The following is a 17,450-nucleotide window of genomic DNA, read 5'->3' as shown; positions in this document are numbered from 1 at the left end:
GGCCCGGGGCGCGGTTCAGGCCGTCGCCGCCCGGCTCAGCGTGGCGGGTCGCGCTGCGGGCTGGGCCGCTTGGCCAGCTTGCGCTGCAGCGAGCGGCGGTGCATGCCGAGCAGGCGCGCGGCGGCGGAGACGTTACCGCCGGTCTCGTGCATGGCCTGCTGGATGTGCTCCCACTGCAGGCGGCTGAGCGGGGTCATCGCGTCCGGCACGTCGCTGCCGTCCTCGTCGTCGTCCTCCTCGGCCTCCAGGCCGATGGCACGCAGGATCATCGGCACCGTGGCCGGCTTGGGCAGGTAGTCGTCGGCGCCGAGCTTGATCGCCTCCACTGCGGTGGCGATGCTGGCGTAGCCGGTGACCAGCAGGATGCGCATGTCGGCGCGGATCGCGCGCAGCGGCTGGATCAGCGCCAGGCCGGATTCGTCGCCGAGCTTGAGGTCGATCAGCGCGTAGTCCGGCGGCGCCTCGGCGGCCAGCGCCAGTGCGGCGGCGGCGCTGTCGGCGGTGCGCGTCTCCAGGCCGCGGCGGGCGAGGGTGCGCTGCAGGGTGCGCAGGTAAAGCGGATCGTCGTCGACCAGCAGGCCCAGCGGGGTGTCGGTGTTCATGCGGAGGTCTCCAGGGCGAGCAGCGGCAGGCGGAAGCCGACCCGGGCGCCGTGGTCCGGCGCCGGCTCGGTCCACAGCTCGCCGCCCAGGCGTTCGATGGTCGCATGCGACAGCGCCAGGCCCACGCCCATGCTCTCGGGCTTGCCGCTGCGGAACAGGGTGGCCGGCAGGCCGACCTGGTTGGCGTCGAAGCCGCCGCCGTAGTCGCGCACCTCGCCGACCAGTTCGCTGCCGGTGACCCGCACGTTCAGGTCCACGTGCGGGTGGCCGGCGCGTTCGCCGGCGTCGGCGGCGTTGTTCAGCAGCACCTGCAGCAGATGGCCGATGGCGCTTTCCATCCGCAACTGCAGCGGCGCGTCGTCGTTGCGGCGCAGGCGCACGGTCGGCCGCACCAGTTGCCACTGGTGCAGTACCTGCGCCAGCGACACCGTCTGCCCGCCGGCGCGCTGCGCCGGTGCGGCCAGCGCCAGCACCCGTTCGCGGCACTGCACCAGCAGTTCGCGCAGGGTGTCCAGGTCCTCGCGCAGTTCCGGCTGGGTACTCTGTTCGGCGATGTCGTCGGTGAGCAGGGTCATCGTCGCCAGCGGCGTGTTCAGTTCGTGCGCCACCGACGCGGCATGGGTGGCGAGGGCGACGATGCCCTCGTTGCGGGTGAAGCGCTCCCGCAGCAGCGCCAGCTCGCGTTCGCGCTCGCGCATGGCCATCGCCAGGCGGGTGGAGAACACCAGCACCACCACGGTGGACAGCAGGAAGTTGGCGGCCATGCCCCAGCGCTGCAGGTCCAGCGCCTGGTAGGGGCCGTGCGGCAGCGGCAGGCCGAACAGCGCGCTGACCGCATAGCCGGCCACGCAGGCCAGCGCCACCGCCAGCGCCCAGCGCAGCGGCAGGGCCAGCACCGCCAGCGCGATCAGCACCAGGAACAGCGAGCCGAAGGCGTTGCCGATGCCGCCGCTCCAGCCGACCATCCAGGTCAGCACGGTCACGTCGACCAGGATGTGGCCGAAGGCAGTGGCCGGCGCCGCCGAGTCGGCATGGCGCAGGCGCAGCTGCGCGTATAGGTTGAACAGCGCCAGCACCGCCACGCCGGCCCACAGCGGCGCCTGCGGCAGCGGCAACTGCAGCGGCCAGGTCGCCACCAGGATGGTCGCGGCCTGGCCGGCGGTGGCCAGCCAGCGCAGGCTGCACAGGGTGCGCAGGAAGGAGGCGTCGGTGGAATTCATGTTGCGCATCGTATGCGCTGGACCCGGGGGCTGCCTGCGACAAACCGTCGCAGCGGCATGGCCTCGCTGAATCGACGGTGCCGGCGCGTGCGGCAGGAGGGGCCGCGCAGGCTAAAATGGGCGCATGTACGATGCCGTCAGCCGCCCCACGCCTCCCGCCGATGCCGCGCCCTGGGCGCGCCGTCTCACCCAGCCGGTCCGCATCGGCGGCGTCACCATGGGCGGCGGCAAGCCGGTGGTGGTGCAGTCGATGACCAATACCGACACCGCCGACGTCGCCTCCTCGGTCAAGCAGGTGGCCGAATTGTGGCGCGCCGGCTCGGAACTGGTACGCCTGACCGTCAACAATCCCGAGTCGGCCGCGGCGATCCCGCGCATCGTCGACAAGCTGCGGATGATGGGCATCGAGGTGCCGCTGATCGGCGACTTCCACTACAACGGCCACCAGCTGCTGGCCGCCGAGCCGGCCTGTGCCGAAGCGCTGGCCAAGTACCGGATCAATCCCGGCAACGTCGGCTTCGGCAAGAAGAAGGACACCCAGTTCGCGCAGCTGATCGAGTTCGCACTGAAGTACGACAAGCCGGTGCGCATCGGCGCCAACTGGGGTTCGCTGGACCAGGCGCTGGCGGCGCAGCTGATGGACGAGAACTCGCGGCGCGAAGTGCCTTGGGATGCCGGCCGGGTGCTGCGCGAGGCACTGATCCGCTCGGCGCTGGACTCGGCCGAGCGCGCGGTGGAGCTGGGCCTGGGCCGCGACCGCATCGTGCTCAGCTGCAAGGTCAGCGGCGTGCAGGAATTGATCGCGGTGTACCGCGACCTGGCGCAGCGCTCGGATTTCGCCCTGCACCTGGGCCTGACCGAGGCCGGCATCGGCAGCAAGGGCATCGTCGCCTCCAGCGCGGCGCTGGCCGTGCTGCTGCAGGAAGGCATCGGCGACACCATCCGCATCTCGCTGACCCCCGAGCCGGGGCAGTCGCGCACGCAGGAAGTGATCGTCGCCCAGGAACTGCTGCAGACCACCGGCCAGCGCGCCTTCACCCCGCTGGTCACCGCCTGCCCGGGCTGCGGCCGCACCACCTCCGAGTTCTTCCAGGAGCTGGCCAAGGTGGTGCAGAACCACGTCCGCGCGAAGATGCCGGAGTGGAAGGTGACCCATCCCGGCGCCGAGAGCATGACCCTGGCGGTGATGGGCTGCGTGGTCAACGGACCGGGCGAGTCGCGCCACGCCAACATCGGCATCTCGCTGCCGGGCACCGGCGAAGCGCCGGCCGCGCCGGTGTTCATCGATGGCGAGAAGAAGGTGACCCTGCGTGGCGAGAACATCGCCCACGAATTCGTGGCGCTGATCGACGATTACGTCGAACGCACCTATGTCCGCCGCACCGGGTGAGTCCGCCGCCGAGGCGGCCGGCCTGCGCCGCTGGCTGCGGCTCAATGCCTGGCGTGTGGTGCTGCTGTTCGCCGGCGTCTTGCTGCCCTTGGGTGTGTTCGTCGCCCTCGCCGACGAAGTGCATGCGCTGGAAGACCTGTATTTCGACGAGCCGCTGCTGTGGAGCATGCGCGGCCTGACCAGCCCGGGCTGGGATCGCTTCTTCACCGTAGTCACCGAGGCCGGCTACCAGTACGGCGTGATCCCGCTGGACACGCTCATCGTGCTGGTGCTGCTGGGCCTGCGCCGCTGGCGCGAGGCGCTGTTCGCCGCGTTGTCCTTCATCGGCTCGGCGCTGCTGAACATGGGCGCCAAGCAGTTCTTCCAGCGCGACCGGCCGAGCCTGTGGGAGTCGATCGCGCCGGAACACCACACCTTCAGTTTCCCCAGCGGCCACGCGATGGGCTCGATGACCCTGGCGGCGGTGCTGATCGCGCTGAGCTGGCGCACCCGCTGGCGTTGGCCGGTGCTGTGGCTGGCCGGCGGCTTCACCCTGCTGGTCGGGGTGTCGCGGGTGTACCTGGGCGTGCATTACCCCTCGGACATCCTCGGCGGCTGGAGCGCAGCGCTGGTGTGGGTGGTGGGGCTGTACCTGTTGCTGTTCCGCGGCGAGCGCCGGCCGCGCTGGCGTGCGCGGCGCGCGTTGGCATGATTTTCAGTGCGCGGCCAATCCACACTGCTGGTGCTCGCTGTGCCGTCGCCGCCTCCAAAACCTGCGAAGGATGAAACACATGACCAGATCCGAGCGAGCGTGTCAGATTTGGGCAGTGCTGGCGTGGGCGGCACGCCATCGTCAGTCTTTAACCTACTCTCAGTTGGCCGCACTCACGGGCGCACATCGCGCGGGTCTCGGTCAGCTACTTGAGCCTATTCAGTCGTATTGCTTGCTAAATCAGTTGCCCCCGCTCACGGCGATAGTCGTGCAGCAGGAGTCGGGTTTGCCGGGTAGCGGCTTTATTGGCGCCACCGCAGAACAGTTGGGTAGGGTGCAAATGGCGGTTTTCGGATGTGACTGGCTCGCGCATGGCAATCCTCAGCCTGAAAAGTTCGACGCTGCTGTTCGCGAACGTCCGTCCAATGGAGAGAATTGATTTCTTCCGCCTCATGGTGCGGGCAGCGCTTTATGTAAATGCAAAGCGGCCCACTAACTATTTGTAAAACGGGAAAAGTATTTCCTGTGCTGATGTTGCTCAAGCGTTCGCTGCAGTCTCCGCTACCAGCTCGAACTGGCGCCGCCGCCGCCGGAGCTGCCGCCGCCGGAGGACGAGTCGCTGCTGGAGGACGAGGACGAAGAGGAAGAGGACGATCCTGTGGACTCGGCCGCGGCGCGTTCCTTGGCGGCCTGCTCGGCGTAATAGCTGGCGGTGTAGGCGAACACGCCGGGCGCGGTCTCGGCGATATGGCCCTTGCGGATCAGCGCATTGCGCCGCCGTGTGAGCGCCTGCAGGAAGCGGCTGTAGCGCTGCGGCGAGCGGTAGCGCTGCGCGGCGATGGCCAGGGTCAGTACCAGGATCAGCAGTTCCAGCGCCAGGAAGATCACCGTCATCGTCATCGACCTGGCCGACAGCAGCACCACGAAGATGCCGGGGTTGGCGCTCAGGAACAGGCGGATGAACCACGCCCAGAAGCCCCCGCGTGCGGTGTCCTGGACCAGTTCCTCGGGCTTGTCGGACAGGCGCGGATGCCGCCGCAGCAGACGCCTGCGCAGATAGCCGGTCCAGGCCTGGCGCAGCGGCAGCAGCAGCCACACCAGCACCAGCAGGCCGGCCCAGGCGATCGCGCCGCGCTGCCAGTGCATGTCCTCGTCGGCCGGTTGCGCCAGTTCGGCGACGGCCTCGGGATCCTGCGCAGCGGCGCGGCCCATGAAGTCGAACGCGGCGACGATCGCATCGGCGGTGTCGCCCTGGCGCAGGCGCGGCGCCAGATAGTCGTCCAGCGCGTGCCGCGCAACCATGTCGGGCAGCACGCCTTCCAGGCCGTAGCCGACTTCGAAGCGCGAACGCCGGTCCTGCATCGCCAGCACCAGCAGCAGGCCGTTGTCGCTGCCTTGCCGGCCGAGCCGCCAGGTGCGAAAGGCGCGCTCGGCCAGCGCCTCGATCGGTTCGTCCTGCAGCGACGGCACGATGTAGACCGCGCCCCAGATGTGCTGGCGTTCGCGCAGGCGCTGCAGTGCCGCGTTGATCCGCTGGGTGTCGTCCGCACTGAGCGTGCCGGCGGGATCGACCACGTTCGGCGTGTAGGGCGGTATGGCGACGGCGCAGCGGCCGATTACCGGCCACAGCAGCAACGCCAGCATCAGCAGGGCGCTCAGCCGGAACGGCGCCCAGCCGCGCGGAACGCTGGCGGCGCGGCGCGGGCCGATGGCGGCGGCATGTGCGGCCTGGCTGCGCATCGCTAGGCCAGGCTGTACAGGGCGGCGGCACGCGCGTGCAGCGCGGTGGTGTCGAACAGCGGCACCGCCGCGTCGTCAGGGCCGACCAGCAATCCGATCTCGGTGCAGCCCAGGATCACCGCCTCCGCGCCTTGCACCTGCAGCCCTGCGATCACCTCGCGGTAGCGCAGCCGCGATGGCGCCTGGACCACGCCCTGGCACAGTTCCTCGTAGATGATGCGGTGCACGTCCTCGCGCGCCGACGCATCCGGGATCAGCACCTCGAAGCCGCGCCGTTGCAGCCGTTCGCGGTAGAACGCCTGCTCCATGGTGAAGCGCGTGCCGAGCAGGCCGACGCGGACGATGCCGGCGGCCTGCAACGCATCGGCGGTGGCATCGGCGATGTGCAGCAGCGGCAATGGGACCGCAGCGGCGATCGCGTCGGCGACGCAGTGCATGGTGTTGGTGCACAGCACCAGGAACTCGGCGCCGCCGGCCTGCAGCGCGCGCGCCGAGGCCGCCAGTGCGGCACCGGCCGCGTCCCAGTCGCCGTCGCGCTGGTACTGCGCGATCTCGTGGAAGTCCACGCTGTGCAGCAGCAGCTTGGCCGAATGCAGTCCGCCCCGTTGCGCGCGCACCGTCTCGTTGATGTGCCGGTAGTAGGGCAGGGTGGATTCCCAGCTCATGCCGCCGATCATGCCGATCGTCTTCATCGTGCGTCGCTTGCCGCCGTGTCGAGTGCGCGAGGATGGTTGCGGCATCGGCCGCGTGCGGCGACCGCGCGCGTTGCCTGTGTCGGCGATCGTCGGGACGCCGCGGCGCGACGCGGCGTCACGCGCACCACTAGGCGTCCAGGGTCGGCGGCGTGCCGGCCCCGGCGCGCGCTGCACGCCGTGCCAGCACCGCCTCGCGGTGGGCGATGTAGGCGTTGGCGCCGAGGATCACCAGCGCGCCCAGCACGGTGCCGCCGTCCGGCGTCTCGTCGAACAGCCACCAGCCGAACAGCGCCACCAGCGGCAGCTGGGTGAAGCTGATCGGGGTCAGTGCGGAGACCTCGCCGAGGCGCAGCGCATGCGTCCACAGCAACTGGCCGAGCGTGCCGAACAGGCCGGTGGCCAGCAGCCACAGCCAGTCGATGCCGTGCGGCCAGCGCCACACGAACAGCGCCGGCAGCAGCGACATCGGCACCCAGAACGCGTAGGTGTAGAACACCACCGTGTTGGCGGCGTCGACCCGCGCCAGCTGCTTGATCTGGATCGCGACCAGCGCGCTCATCACCGCGGCCAGTACCGCCACCAGGGTGCCGGGGCTGAACGCGGCGGCGCCGGGGCGCACGATCAGCAGCACGCCGGCGAAGCCGCACAGCACCGCCAGCCAGCGCCGCAGGCGCACCGTCTCGCCTAGCCACAGGGCGGCGGCCAGGGTCGCGAACAGCGGGGTGGAGTAGGACAGCGCGATCGCCTGCGACAGCGGCAGGTGGCCGATCGCCCAGAACCCGGCCAGCATCGACACCAGGCCGATCGCGGTGCGCAGCAGGTAACGCGGCAGTTGCGCGGTGCGTGGCAGTGGCCGGCCCGGCCGCAGCAGCATCGGCAACAGGAACAGCAGGCCGAACAGGTTGCGGAAGAAGGCGATCTGCAGCGTGGACAGCTGCGCCGACGCCAGCCGGATCGCGACCACCATCAGTCCGAAGGCCATGGTGCTGGCCAGCATCAGCAGCGCCGCGCGCAGCGGCGTGGGCGCGGCTACCACTGTGCGCCGACGATGCGCGGCTCCGGCTCCAGGATGACGCCGAAGCGCTCGCTCACCGAGGCGGTGATGCGCCGCGCCAGCTCCAGCAGTTCGGCACCGCTGGCCTGGCCGTGGTTGACCAGCACCAGTGCGTGCGCGGCGGACACGCCGGCGTCGCCGTCGCGGTAGCCCTTCCAGCCGCAGGCCTCGATCAGCCACGCCGCCGACAGCTTGCGCTGGCTGTCGTCGTCGCCGGGAAACACCGGCAGCGCCGGGTGTTCGTGCTGCAGCGCCAGCGCCTGTTCCAGCGGCAGCAGCGGGTTCTTGAAGAAGCTGCCGGCGTTGCCGAGCACGTCCGGGTCGGGCAGCTTGCGCCGGCGGATGTTGATCACCGCCTGGGCCACGTCGGGCGCGCCGGGCGTGGCGATGCCCATCGCCTGCAGTTCCTCGCCGATGCCGGCGTAGTCCAGGCGCAGCGCGTGCAGCCGCGGCAGGTTGAACTCCACCGCGGCGATCAGGTAGCGGTCGGGCTGGCGCTTGAACAGGCTGTCGCGGTAGCCGAACTCGCAGGCGGCCGCGTCCAGCCGCACGAAGCGCGCGTCGGCGCGGTCGTAGGCCTCGACCACGTGCACGAACTCGCCCATCTGCGCGCCGTAGGCGCCGATGTTCTGGATCGGCGCGGCGCCGACCGTGCCGGGGATCAGCGCCAGGTTCTCCAGGCCGGACAAGCCTTGCGCCAGCGACCACATCACCAGGTCGTGCCAGCCCACGCCGGCACCGGCGCGGACGATGGCGTAGTCGGCGCGGTGCTCCAGGGTGTCGATGCTGCGGTTGGCGAAGCACAGCACCACGCCCGGCGCATCGCCGGCGAACAGCATGTTGCTGCCGCTGCCCAGCGGCAGCAGCGCGGCGCCGGCCAGCTCCGGCGCCAGCAGCGCCTCGGGCAGCGCCTCGGGCGCGAAGATCTGCAGCAGCCACGGCGCCTGCGCGGCGACATGGAAGGTGTTGAGCGCCTGCAGCGGCGCCTGCGCGGTGAGCGACCAGGCCGTCGTGCTCATGGGACGACCACGTCCCCGCGGCTGGGCGCTTCGCGGCGCCGGCGCATCGCCTCCACGCACTCGCCGATCAGCTCCGGCCCGCGGAACACCAGCCCGCTGTAGCACTGCACCAGGGCCGCGCCGGCGGCCATCTTCGCCACCGCGTCGGCGCCGGAGAGGATGCCGCCGACGCCGATCAGCGGGATGCTCTCGGGCAGGCGCGCGCGCAGCCGGCGCAGCACCAGGGTGGACTGGCCCAGCAGCGGCGCGCCGGACAGGCCGCCGCTCTCGCCACCCAGCGGTTCGTGCTCCAGGCCGGGGCGGGCGATGGTGGTGTTGGTGGCGATCACCCCGTCCACCTGCAGGTCCGACAGCACCCGCGCCGCCGCGTCGATGTCGCTGTCGCTCAGGTCCGGCGCCACCTTGACCAGCATCGGCACGCGCTTGCCGTGGCGTGCCGCCAGCGCTTCCTGCGCCTCGCGCAGGCGCGCGATCAGCTGCCGCAGCGCCTGCTCCTCCTGCAGTTCGCGCAGGCCGGCGGTGTTGGGCGAGGAGATGTTGACGGTGACGTAGTCGGACAGCGCATAGACCTTTTCCAGGCAATGCAGGTAGTCGGACGCGGCGTCCTCGTTCGGGGTGTCCTTGTTCTTGCCGATGTTGATGCCGAGCAGGCCGCGCCGGCGTCGCGCGCGCTCGACGTTGCGCACCAGCGCGTCCACGCCCAGGTTGTTGAAGCCCATGCGGTTGATCACCGCCTGCTGCCGCGGCAGACGGAACATGCGCGGCTGCGGATTGCCGGCCTGCGCGCGCGGGGTGACCGTGCCGATCTCGACGAAGCCGAGGCCCAGCGCCAGCAGCGCGTCGATGTGCTCGCCGTTCTTGTCCAGGCCCGCGGCCAGCCCGACCGGATTGGGGAAATCCAGGCCGAAGGCGCGCGTGGGCATCGGCGCGATCGTGCGCGCCAGCAGCGGATTGGTGCCGGTGCGGTAGGCCAGCTCGATCGCGCGCAGGCCCAGGGCATGCGCGCGCTCGGCGTCGAAGGCGAACAGGAACGGTCGGGCGAGGGAGTACATGGCGTGGCTCAGTTCAGCGTCCCGGCGAAGGCGCGGGTGCGGTAATGGAACGCGACGACGCCGTCGCGCTGGTGCAGGTCGAACAATGCACGCAACGCCTCCAGCATCGGCGCGTGCCGCGGGTGGCCGGGCAGCGGCGCATAGGAGGACGACAGCAGGCGTCCGCGCAGCGCCTCGAAGTCCATGCGCTGCTCGTTCGGGAACTGCGCGGTGCCGCGCAGGCCGGCGCCGAACCAGCGCTGCATGGTGGCATCGTCGTGGTAGCGCTCGGCCACCGCGCTGTAGTCGGTGCCGTACTCCAGCAGCAACTGCTCGTAGCCTTCCAGGAACGGCGTGGCGTCGAGCAGGCGCGAGTTCCAGTACACCAGCGCCAACCCGCCCGGACGCAGTACGCGTGCCCACTCGCGGCGCACCGCCTCCAGGTCGAACCAGTGGAAGGCCTGCGCGGCGCTGACCAGGTCGACGCTGGCATCGGCCAGGGTGGTGGCCTCGGCGCTGCCGTCGATGGCGCGGAAGCCCGGCAGGTCCTGCAGCAGCGCCACCGCGGCCTCGCGCATCGCCGCGTTCGGCTCCACGGCCAGGGTCGGATGCCCGGCCTGCAGGAACAGGCGCGTGGAGATGCCGGTGCCGGCGCCGATGTCGGCGACCAGCGCATCGCGCGCCACGCCCAGCTCGCCATGCACCCAGTCCAGCAGCGCCGCTGGATAGCTGGGGCGGTAGCGCACGTAATCGGCGACGCGGTCGCTGAAGCGTTCCCGCGGCGCGGCGGCGTCCCGGCTCACGACTGGGTGCTGGCGAACCAGGCCAGCCCGCCGAAGAACAGCACGAAGGCCAGCACCGCCAGCACGGCCAGCACCACCGCGGCCCAGCCCAGGATCAGCCCGCCCACGGCCAGGCCATCGCCCTGGAAACGCTGCGGCTGGCGGCGGATCTCCGCCCGGGCCAGATGCCCGGTGATGATCGCGCCGAGGCTGCCCAGCACCGGCATCAGGGTCCAGCCGAGGATCCCGGCGACCAGGCTGACCACCGCCAGGGAATTGGTTTCGCGCACCTGACTCATCGCTGTCGCTCCTTGCAGAAGGAAAGGGGCGGCGGCCGCAGGGTGCTGGCCGCCGCGCTCGCCACGTTACAGATCGAACTTGATGCCCTGCGCCAACGTCAGCGAGTCGGAGTAGTTGATCGTGTTGGTCTGCCGGCGCATGTACACCTTCCACGCGTCCGAGCCGGATTCGCGGCCGCCGCCGGTGTCCTTCTCGCCGCCGAAGGCGCCGCCGATCTCGGCGCCGGAGGTGCCGATGTTGACGTTGGCGATGCCGCAGTCGCTGCCGGCCGCGGACAGGAACTTCTCCGCCGCCTTCAGGTTCTGGGTGAAGATCGACGAGGACAGGCCCTGCGGCACGCCGTTCTGCATGTCGATGGCCTCGTCCAGGGTGCTGTACTTCATCACGTACAGGATCGGCGCGAAGGTTTCGTGCTGGACAACTTCGTCGCTGTTCTTCAGGCCGGTGACGATGGCCGGCAGCACGAAGTTGCCCGGGCGGTCCAGCGCGGTGCCGCCGGTCTCGATGGTGCCGCCGGCGGCCTTGGCCTTGGCGATCGAGTCCAGGAACTGCTCGACCGCGCCGCGGCTGTTCAGCGGGCCCATCAGGTTGGCCGGGTCGGTGGGATCGCCGATCTTGCCTTCGACCTGCTTGTAGGCCTTGACCAGCGTGGCCAGCACGGTGTCGTAGATCGATTCGTGCACGATCAGCCGGCGCGTGGTGGTGCAGCGCTGGCCGGCGGTGCCGACGGCGCCGAACACGATGCCGGGCACCGCCAGCTTCAGGTCGGCGCTCTCGTCGAGGATGATCGCGTTGTTGCCGCCCAGCTCCAGCAGGCAGCGACCCAGCCGGCGCGCGCACTTCTCGGCGACGACGCGGCCGACCTGGGTGGAGCCGGTGAAGCTGATCAGCGGGATGCGGGTGTCCTCGACCAGGCGCTCGGACAGGGCCACGCCGGCATCGTTGATCAGGAAGAAGATGTCCGGGAAACCGGCGTCGCGTAGCGCCTCGTTGCAGATCTTCATCGACGCGATCGCGGTCAGCGGGGTCTTGTTGGACGGCTTCCAGATGCAGATGTCGCCGCAGATCGCCGCCAGGAACGCGTTCCAGCTCCACACCGCGACCGGGAAGTTGAACGCGCTGATGATGCCGACCAGGCCCAGCGGCTGGTACTGCTCGTACATGCGGTGGCCGGGGCGCTCCGAATGCAGGGTGTAGCCGTACAGCATGCGGCTCTGGCCGACCGCGAAATCGGCGATGTCGATCATCTCCTGCACTTCGCCGTCGCCTTCCGGCTTGCTCTTGCCCATTTCCAGCGCGACCAGCGAGCCCAGCGCGTCCTTGTGCTTGCGCAGCGCTTCGCCGCACAGCCGCACCGCTTCGCCGCGGCGCGGCGCCGGGGTGGTGCGCCAGACCTTGAACGCGGCCTGGGCGCGGGCGATCACCGTTTCGTAGTCCTGCTCGGTGGTGGCCTGGACGTCGGCGATGATGTCGTTGCTCGACGGGTTGAGCGGCTGCAGCACGCCGGCGCCGGTGGCGCTGGACCACTCGCCGTTGCCGAGGTAGGTGCCGGAGTTGGTGGCGGCGAGGCCGAGCGCCTTGAGCAGGTCAGCGGACATGGAATCTCCTGGGTTCGTTGCGACAGGGAAGGCGACCGCAGGCGGGGGACGCGGGACGCGCAGCCGGCAATTTTAGCAGACCGGACGCATCCGGCCGCCGCCGCTGGCGGGGGCGGCCGGCGAGCGCAAAAAACGCGTGGGCATGCCGTAGAATCCCCGCCAGGCCAATGGCCCCGTAGCTCAGCTGGATAGAGCGGTCCCCTCCTAAGGGACAGGTCGTGCGTTCGAATCGCGCCGGGGTCACCATTTCGTGCATGCCGTCCGCCGCGACCGCGGCACCGCCAGCGGCCATCACGTTTCCCGCCCATGCATCCTGCGCAGCCATTGCGATGGTGAATCGCGCATTTTCTGACCTGTCGGCAATAACGTCCTCTACACCTTGTACCGACGCGGCCTGAGCATCGTCCTGCGTAGGCTGCGTCCGTCGGCCACTGCGCTTGGCGGCGATTCGCGCCGCGAATTCTACTTTTGCAGTGCCGATGGACGACGAGGACGGAGTCGCCTCCGCCATGTCCGCCACAAGCGTCCCGACCGCAACTACGTGCGGCGGGACGATCGCCGCCGCGCATCGGCGGTCCTGGTCGCCTCGGGCCTGGCGTGATCGCCGGCTTGCCGGCACGCCCGCAGCGATTCCCACCCCTATGCGAAGCAGGAGTCACAGATGAAAACAGCGATGAAGATGGTCCTGGTCGGTTCGATGCTGGCTGCGCTTGCGGCTTGCAAGCGCGACGGCGACCACCCGGCCACCGATCCGAATGCGGCCAACCCGCCAGCAGCGGCCGACGGCAGCCCGGCAGGCGGCAGCACCGCCCCGGCCGGCACCACCAGCGGCGATGCCAGCGGCACCGCGACCGGGCAGGGCACGATGCAGGGCCAGGACGCGTCGCAGGGCGTACCGCCGACCACGACGTCTCCGACCAGCCCGACCACGCCCCAGGATCCCGCCAACCCGGATCCGCAGCAGCAGCCGCCGACCGATCAGAAGCAGCAGTAAGGCTTGCGCAAAACGCGCGGCGCCAGCGGCGTCGCGCGTTCCCTGCGCGCCGACGCGCAGGCCTGCGTGGACGGGGTTGTGGTGCCGCCCGGCACCCCCTGCTTGGCGGCGTTGTCGTCGTGTTTCCTGGCTTGGCGCGATAGTCACCTTTGCAACCGTTTGCCAGGGCCGCAGCGCCGATGCTGCGGTCGCACACGCGGCGCTTGACAGCGCCCCGGCGCATGATGTCCTCTTGCGTCCATGCCTCTGGTCTTCGCCCCTATCGCCATCTCGCTTCCGCGCTCGCTTCGGCACGCGGCGGGCGCTGCTGCGGGCATTACCACCGGTATTACCACCCTCACCATTCGCCCGGTGCGGCCCGTCGTCTTCGTCTGATCGTCGAACACCACGGCCCCGCACCCGGATCAGGATGCGGGGGAATCCCTCAGCCTGATGCGAGCGGGGCCTCCACTCCGAGGTCTTCCATGTCGCCCCCCGCCGTCGCTCCTGCTGTCGCCGCTTCGCCTGATTCCGCCGTCGACCCCGCGCTCGCCGCCGCCACTGTCGTGCACAAGTTCGGCGGCACCTCGGTGGCCGATGCCGAACGCTACCGTCATGTCGCGCAACTGCTGTTGGCGCGCCCGGAACGTCTCCAGGTCACCGTCGTCTCGGCGATGAAGGGCGTCACCGATGCGTTGATCGGGCTGGCCGAACTGGCCGCGCGCGGCCACGGCGACTGGCGCGAGCGCTGGCACGAGACCCGTGCACGCCATCGCGCCGCCGCAGTGGCCTTGCTCGGCGAACATGCCGGCGCCACGGTCGAATGGCTGGACGCGCGCTTCGAACACCTGGCCGAGATCCTCGCCGCGCTGGCGGTGATCGGCGAACTGCCGCGGGAGGTGCTGGACCGCGTGCAGGGGCTGGGCGAGGTGTACTCGGCGCAGCTGCTCGGCGACCACCTGCGTGCGCTGGGCGAGGAGTGCGCGGTGCTGGACGCGCGCGAGGTACTGGTGGTCGACCGCGGCGAACTGGGCGTGGACGTGGACTGGTCCGCCAGCGCGCAGCGCCTGGCGCAATGGCGTGCGGAGCACCCGCAGCAGCGCATCGTGGTCACCGGCTTCGTCGCCCGCGACCGCGCCGGCCGTATCACCACCCTCGGCCGCAACGGCAGCGACTACTCCGGCGCGATCTTCGCCGCGCTGTTCGACGCCGCCGAGCTGCACATCTGGACCGATGTCGACGGCGTGCTTTCTGCGGACCCGCGGGTCGTGCCCGAAGCGGTGCAACTGGAAACGCTCAGCTACGACGAAGCCTGCGAACTGGCCTATTTCGGCGCGAAGGTGGTGCACCCGCAGACCATGTCGCCGGCGATCGAGCGCGGCCTGCCGATCATCATCCGCAACACCTTCCAGCCCGAGCATCCGGGCACCCGCATCACCGCCAGCAGCGCCACCAGCGGCCCGATCAAGGGGCTGACGCTGAGCCCGGACCTGGCCGTGCTCAACCTCGAAGGCACCGGCCTGATCGGCGTGCCCGGCACCGCCGAGCGCGTGTTCGCCGCGCTGCGCAACGCGCGGGTGTCGGTGGTGATGATCTCGCAGGGGTCGTCCGAACATTCCATCTGCTGCGTGGTGCGGCAGAACGAGGCCGAGCGCGCGCGCGACGCGGTGCTCTCCGCGTTCGCCCACGAACTGGTGGTGGGCCAGGTGCAGCGCGTGCAGCTGACCACCGGCATCAGCGTGCTGGCCGCGGTCGGCGACGGCATGACCGGGCAGCCCGGCGTGGCGGCGCGCCTGTTCGAGTCCTTGGGCCGCGCCCAGGTCAACATCCTGGCGATCGCGCAGGGTTCGTCCGAGCGCAACATCTCGGTGGCCATCGACAGCGCCCACGCGACCAAGGCGCTGCGCGCCGCGCATGCCGGCTTCTGGCTGTCGCCGCAGACCTTCTCGGTCGGCGTGATCGGGCCGGGCAACGTCGGTGCGGCGCTGCTGGACCAGTTGCGCGCCGCGCAGCCGCAACTGCTGGCCAAGGCCAACCTCGACCTGCGCCTGCGCGCGGTCGCCTCGCGCAGCACGATGCGCCTGGAGCCGCGCGCCTTCGCCGGCGACTGGCGGCAGGCGCTGGCCGCCGGCCAGCAGCCGACCGACCTGGACGCGTTCACCGCGCATCTGCTGTCGGCGCATCTGCCGCATGCGGTGATCATCGACTGCAGCGGCAGCGCCGACGTCGCCGACCGCTACGCCGGCTGGCTGGCCGCCGGCATCCACGTGGTGACCCCGAACAAACAGGCCGGCGCCGGGCCACTGCCGCGCTTCCACGCCATCCGCGCCGCGGCCGCCGCCAGCGGCGCGCGCTTCCGCTACGAAGCCACGGTCGGTGCCGGCCTGCCGGTGATCACCACCTTGCGCGACCTGGTCGATACCGGCGACGCGGTCACCGCGATCGAAGGCATCTTCTCCGGCACCCTGGCCTGGCTGTTCAACAAGTACGACGGCAGCGTGCCGTTCGCGCAACTGGTGGCCGAGGCGCGCGGCATGGGCTACACCGAGCCGGACCCGCGCGACGACCTGTCCGGCACCGACGTGGCGCGCAAGCTGGTGATCCTGGCGCGCGAGGCCGGGCACGAGTTGAGTCTGGAGGACGTGGCGGTGGAAAGCCTGGTGCCGGAAGCGCTGCGCCAGGCCAGCGTGGACGATTTCATGGCGCGCCTGCACGAGGTCGATGCGGTGTTCGCGCAGCGCCTGCAGGCGGCCAGGGCGCGCGGCTGCGTGCTGCGCTACGTGGCGCGGCTGGCGCCGGGCCATGCACCCAGCGTGGGCCTGGTGGAACTCCCGGCCGACCATGCCTTCGCCAACCTGCGCCTGACCGACAACGTGGTGCAGTTCACCACCCGCCGCTACTGCAACAATCCGCTGGTGGTGCAGGGGCCGGGCGCCGGCCCGGAAGTGACCGCCGCCGGCGTGTTCGCCGACCTGCTGCGGGTGGCGGCGGGCGAGGGCGCGCGCCTGTGAGCCGCATGCAGACGCTGGCAGCGAGCGCCGTGGGCACGGCCGCGCTGCCGACGCAGGCGCGCGCGTTCGCGCCTGCCTCGGTGGCCAACGTCGCGGTGGGCTTCGACCTGCTCGGCTATGCGGTGGAAGGTGTCGGCGACACGGTGACGGTGCGCCGCATCGACGCGCCGGAGGTGCGTATCGCCGCGATCCGTGGCACCACCGTGGCCTTGCCCTTGGAGGCCGCACGCAACACCGCCGGCGCCGCGTTGATGTCGCTGCGCGAGGCGTTGGCGCTGCCGTTTGGCTTCGAACTGGAGATCGACAAGGGCATCCCACTCAGCTCCGGCATGGGCGGCTCGGCCGCGTCGTGCGTGGCCGCGCTGGTGGCGGCCAATGCCTTGCTTGCCGCGCCGCTGTCGCGCGACGAACTGTATCGCTATGCGCTGGACGGCGAGGCGGTGGCCAGCGGCAGCCGCCATGGCGACAACCTCGGCCCGATGCTGCTGGGCGGCCTGGTGCTGTCGACCCTGGAGCGGCTGGTGCCGGTGCCGGTGCCGAGCTGCTGGCACAGCCTGCTGGTGCATCCGGACGCGACGCTGGAAACCCGCCATGCGCGCGCGGCGCTGGCAGGGGAATACCGGCTCGGCGAGTTCGTGGCGCAGAGCGCGAACCTGGCGCTGGTGCTGGCGGGCTGTCATGCCGGCGACGAGGTGCTGGTGCGGGCCGGCTTGCGCGACGTGCTGATCGAGCCGCGGCGCGCGCCGCTGGTCGTCGGTTTCGACGCGGCCAAGGCGGCGGCGTTGGCCGCGGGAGCGATGGGGGCGGGCATTTCCGGCGCTGGTCCGAGCGTGTTCGCCTGGTTCGCCAGCCGTGCCGAGGCCGAAGCCGCGGCACCGGCGGTGCAGGCGTCCTTTGCGGACGCTGGTTTCGGCAGTCAGCACTGGGTGTCGCCGTTGCAGTGTCCGGGTGCGATGTTGCTGTAGTGATGTGCTGCTTTTGTTGCTGTTGCTGTTGCTGTTGCCGGTTTTGAATTTGCTTTTGCTTTTGCTTTTGCTGTTGCAGTAGTTGTTGCTCTGGTTGTTGTTCTTGCTTTTGTTGTTGCCGTTGCCGTACCGGGTTCCCTTCCGAAGCGGCGGCCATCGCGGGGAAACACCCGAAGGGCGGCGTACATGGATGTACGCCGTCCGCGGCAGGGGCAGGATGCCCCTTCCGCGGATCCCCGTGATGGACGCGGACCCGGAGCGCGCAGCGCGGAGGGCGCGAGGCAGGGCGCGCTTTCTTTTGGTTACTTTTCTTTGCGCGAGCAAAGAAAAGTGACTCGCCGTCAGGCGAAAGCTGTTGCTGTTGCTTGATGCTTGATGC

The 17,450-nt window shown here is 70.5% G+C and carries 16 protein-coding genes and 1 tRNA gene; 7 read left to right on the top strand and 10 right to left on the bottom strand.

Going from position 1 to position 17,450, the window contains the following annotated elements; genetic code table 11:
* Positions 1 to 35: 35 nt before the first annotated feature.
* A complete protein-coding gene (locus AC1PMG_RS11895; protein ID WP_017909993.1) occupies positions 36 to 602 on the bottom strand; it encodes a response regulator transcription factor in 567 nt (188 codons plus the stop codon).
* Complete coding sequence (locus tag AC1PMG_RS11890) at positions 599 to 1,822, bottom strand: ATP-binding protein (RefSeq protein WP_481109016.1); 1,224 nt, start codon at positions 1,820 to 1,822, stop codon at positions 599 to 601. Before AC1PMG_RS11890 ends, AC1PMG_RS11895 begins: the two co-directional genes overlap by 4 nt.
* 124 nt (positions 1,823 to 1,946) lie before the next feature.
* Between AC1PMG_RS11890 and ispG the strand changes: the two genes are divergently transcribed.
* The 3 genes from ispG to AC1PMG_RS11875 all read left to right on the top strand — a co-directional run bounded on the left by ispG (position 1,947) and on the right by AC1PMG_RS11875 (position 4,342).
* Positions 1,947 to 3,212: a flavodoxin-dependent (E)-4-hydroxy-3-methylbut-2-enyl-diphosphate synthase gene (gene ispG, locus AC1PMG_RS11885; RefSeq protein WP_017913396.1), complete on the top strand. Its 1,266-nt coding sequence runs from the start codon at positions 1,947 to 1,949 to the stop codon at positions 3,210 to 3,212.
* Positions 3,193 to 3,903: a phosphatase PAP2 family protein gene (locus AC1PMG_RS11880; protein WP_481109015.1), complete on the top strand. Its 711-nt coding sequence runs from the start codon at positions 3,193 to 3,195 to the stop codon at positions 3,901 to 3,903. Before ispG ends, AC1PMG_RS11880 begins: the two co-directional genes overlap by 20 nt.
* A gap of 79 nt (positions 3,904 to 3,982) precedes the next feature.
* Positions 3,983 to 4,342 (top strand): hypothetical protein, encoded by a 360-nt coding sequence (locus tag AC1PMG_RS11875; protein ID WP_481109014.1) that lies wholly within the window; start codon positions 3,983 to 3,985, stop codon positions 4,340 to 4,342.
* Positions 4,343 to 4,464: 122 nt separating this feature from the next.
* On the opposite strand, the gene AC1PMG_RS11870 is transcribed toward AC1PMG_RS11875, so the two are convergent.
* The 8 genes from AC1PMG_RS11870 to amaB form a co-directional block, all read right to left on the bottom strand.
* Positions 4,465 to 5,643: a TPM domain-containing protein gene (locus AC1PMG_RS11870; protein WP_481109013.1), complete on the bottom strand. Its 1,179-nt coding sequence runs from the start codon at positions 5,641 to 5,643 to the stop codon at positions 4,465 to 4,467.
* Between the two features lie 2 nt (positions 5,644 to 5,645).
* Complete coding sequence (locus tag AC1PMG_RS11865; protein WP_481109012.1) at positions 5,646 to 6,335, bottom strand: aspartate/glutamate racemase family protein; 690 nt, start codon at positions 6,333 to 6,335, stop codon at positions 5,646 to 5,648.
* Positions 6,336 to 6,465: 130 nt separating this feature from the next.
* Entirely contained in the window at positions 6,466 to 7,335 is an 870-nt protein-coding gene (locus AC1PMG_RS11860) for a DMT family transporter (protein WP_481111659.1), read from the bottom strand.
* A 32-nt stretch (positions 7,336 to 7,367) separates the two neighbouring features.
* Entirely contained in the window at positions 7,368 to 8,411 is a 1,044-nt protein-coding gene (gene murB, locus AC1PMG_RS11855; protein WP_267117224.1) for a UDP-N-acetylmuramate dehydrogenase, read from the bottom strand.
* A complete protein-coding gene (locus AC1PMG_RS11850; protein WP_481109011.1) occupies positions 8,408 to 9,463 on the bottom strand; it encodes a quinone-dependent dihydroorotate dehydrogenase in 1,056 nt (351 codons plus the stop codon). The genes murB and AC1PMG_RS11850 overlap by 4 nt, the downstream gene beginning before the upstream one ends.
* Before the next feature lie 8 nt (positions 9,464 to 9,471).
* The gene (locus tag AC1PMG_RS11845; RefSeq protein ID WP_481109010.1) at positions 9,472 to 10,245 is read right to left on the bottom strand and encodes a class I SAM-dependent methyltransferase; all 774 of its coding nucleotides are present in this window, start codon (positions 10,243 to 10,245) and stop codon (positions 9,472 to 9,474) included.
* Positions 10,242 to 10,523: a DUF4190 domain-containing protein gene (locus AC1PMG_RS11840; RefSeq protein ID WP_017913403.1), complete on the bottom strand. Its 282-nt coding sequence runs from the start codon at positions 10,521 to 10,523 to the stop codon at positions 10,242 to 10,244. Before AC1PMG_RS11840 ends, AC1PMG_RS11845 begins: the two co-directional genes overlap by 4 nt.
* 66 nt (positions 10,524 to 10,589) lie before the next feature.
* Positions 10,590 to 12,122, bottom strand: a complete 1,533-nt coding sequence (gene amaB, locus AC1PMG_RS11835; RefSeq protein WP_481109009.1) for an L-piperidine-6-carboxylate dehydrogenase — start codon at positions 12,120 to 12,122, stop codon at positions 10,590 to 10,592.
* Positions 12,123 to 12,291: 169 nt separating this feature from the next.
* On the opposite strand from amaB, the gene AC1PMG_RS11830 reads away from it, so the two are divergent.
* From AC1PMG_RS11830 to AC1PMG_RS11815, 4 genes are all read left to right on the top strand, one after another.
* Positions 12,292 to 12,368: transfer RNA gene (locus tag AC1PMG_RS11830), tRNA-Arg, on the top strand.
* Between the two features lie 415 nt (positions 12,369 to 12,783).
* A complete protein-coding gene (locus AC1PMG_RS11825; RefSeq protein ID WP_481109008.1) occupies positions 12,784 to 13,116 on the top strand; it encodes a hypothetical protein in 333 nt (110 codons plus the stop codon).
* A 464-nt stretch (positions 13,117 to 13,580) separates the two neighbouring features.
* Positions 13,581 to 16,106, top strand: a complete 2,526-nt coding sequence (thrA, locus tag AC1PMG_RS11820) for a bifunctional aspartate kinase/homoserine dehydrogenase I (RefSeq protein ID WP_440870777.1) — start codon at positions 13,581 to 13,583, stop codon at positions 16,104 to 16,106.
* Positions 16,107 to 16,111: 5 nt separating this feature from the next.
* Positions 16,112 to 17,071, top strand: coding sequence for a homoserine kinase (locus AC1PMG_RS11815; RefSeq protein ID WP_481109007.1), 960 nt, complete (start codon positions 16,112 to 16,114; stop codon positions 17,069 to 17,071).
* Positions 17,072 to 17,450: the final 379 nt, after the last annotated feature.

It is taken from the genome of Xanthomonas sp. NCPPB 2250, from assembly GCF_056725265.1.
This window is presented reverse-complemented; position numbering and strand designations above follow the sequence as displayed.

Bases quoted from the DNA above. Each gene is read 5' to 3' on its own strand.
- AC1PMG_RS11840 (WP_017913403.1), bottom strand. From the start codon at position 10,523: ATGAGTCAGGTGCGCGAAACCAATTCCCTGGCGGTGGTCAGCCTGGTC.
- murB (WP_267117224.1), bottom strand. From the start codon at position 8,411: ATGAGCACGACGGCCTGGTCGCTCACCGCGCAGGCGCCGCTGCAGGCG.
- AC1PMG_RS11850 (WP_481109011.1), bottom strand. From the start codon at position 9,463: ATGTACTCCCTCGCCCGACCGTTCCTGTTCGCCTTCGACGCCGAGCGC.
- AC1PMG_RS11860 (WP_481111659.1), bottom strand. From the start codon at position 7,335: ATGCTGGCCAGCACCATGGCCTTCGGACTGATGGTGGTCGCGATCCGG.
- AC1PMG_RS11870 (WP_481109013.1), bottom strand. From the start codon at position 5,643: ATGCGCAGCCAGGCCGCACATGCCGCCGCCATCGGCCCGCGCCGCGCC.
- AC1PMG_RS11825 (WP_481109008.1), top strand. From the start codon at position 12,784: ATGAAAACAGCGATGAAGATGGTCCTGGTCGGTTCGATGCTGGCTGCG.
- AC1PMG_RS11875 (WP_481109014.1), top strand. From the start codon at position 3,983: ATGACCAGATCCGAGCGAGCGTGTCAGATTTGGGCAGTGCTGGCGTGG.
- thrA (WP_440870777.1), top strand. From the start codon at position 13,581: ATGTCGCCCCCCGCCGTCGCTCCTGCTGTCGCCGCTTCGCCTGATTCC.
- AC1PMG_RS11890 (WP_481109016.1), bottom strand. From the start codon at position 1,822: ATGAATTCCACCGACGCCTCCTTCCTGCGCACCCTGTGCAGCCTGCGC.
- AC1PMG_RS11865 (WP_481109012.1), bottom strand. From the start codon at position 6,335: ATGAAGACGATCGGCATGATCGGCGGCATGAGCTGGGAATCCACCCTG.
- AC1PMG_RS11880 (WP_481109015.1), top strand. From the start codon at position 3,193: ATGTCCGCCGCACCGGGTGAGTCCGCCGCCGAGGCGGCCGGCCTGCGC.
- AC1PMG_RS11815 (WP_481109007.1), top strand. From the start codon at position 16,112: ATGCAGACGCTGGCAGCGAGCGCCGTGGGCACGGCCGCGCTGCCGACG.
- amaB (WP_481109009.1), bottom strand. From the start codon at position 12,122: ATGTCCGCTGACCTGCTCAAGGCGCTCGGCCTCGCCGCCACCAACTCC.
- AC1PMG_RS11895 (WP_017909993.1), bottom strand. From the start codon at position 602: ATGAACACCGACACCCCGCTGGGCCTGCTGGTCGACGACGATCCGCTT.
- ispG (WP_017913396.1), top strand. From the start codon at position 1,947: ATGTACGATGCCGTCAGCCGCCCCACGCCTCCCGCCGATGCCGCGCCC.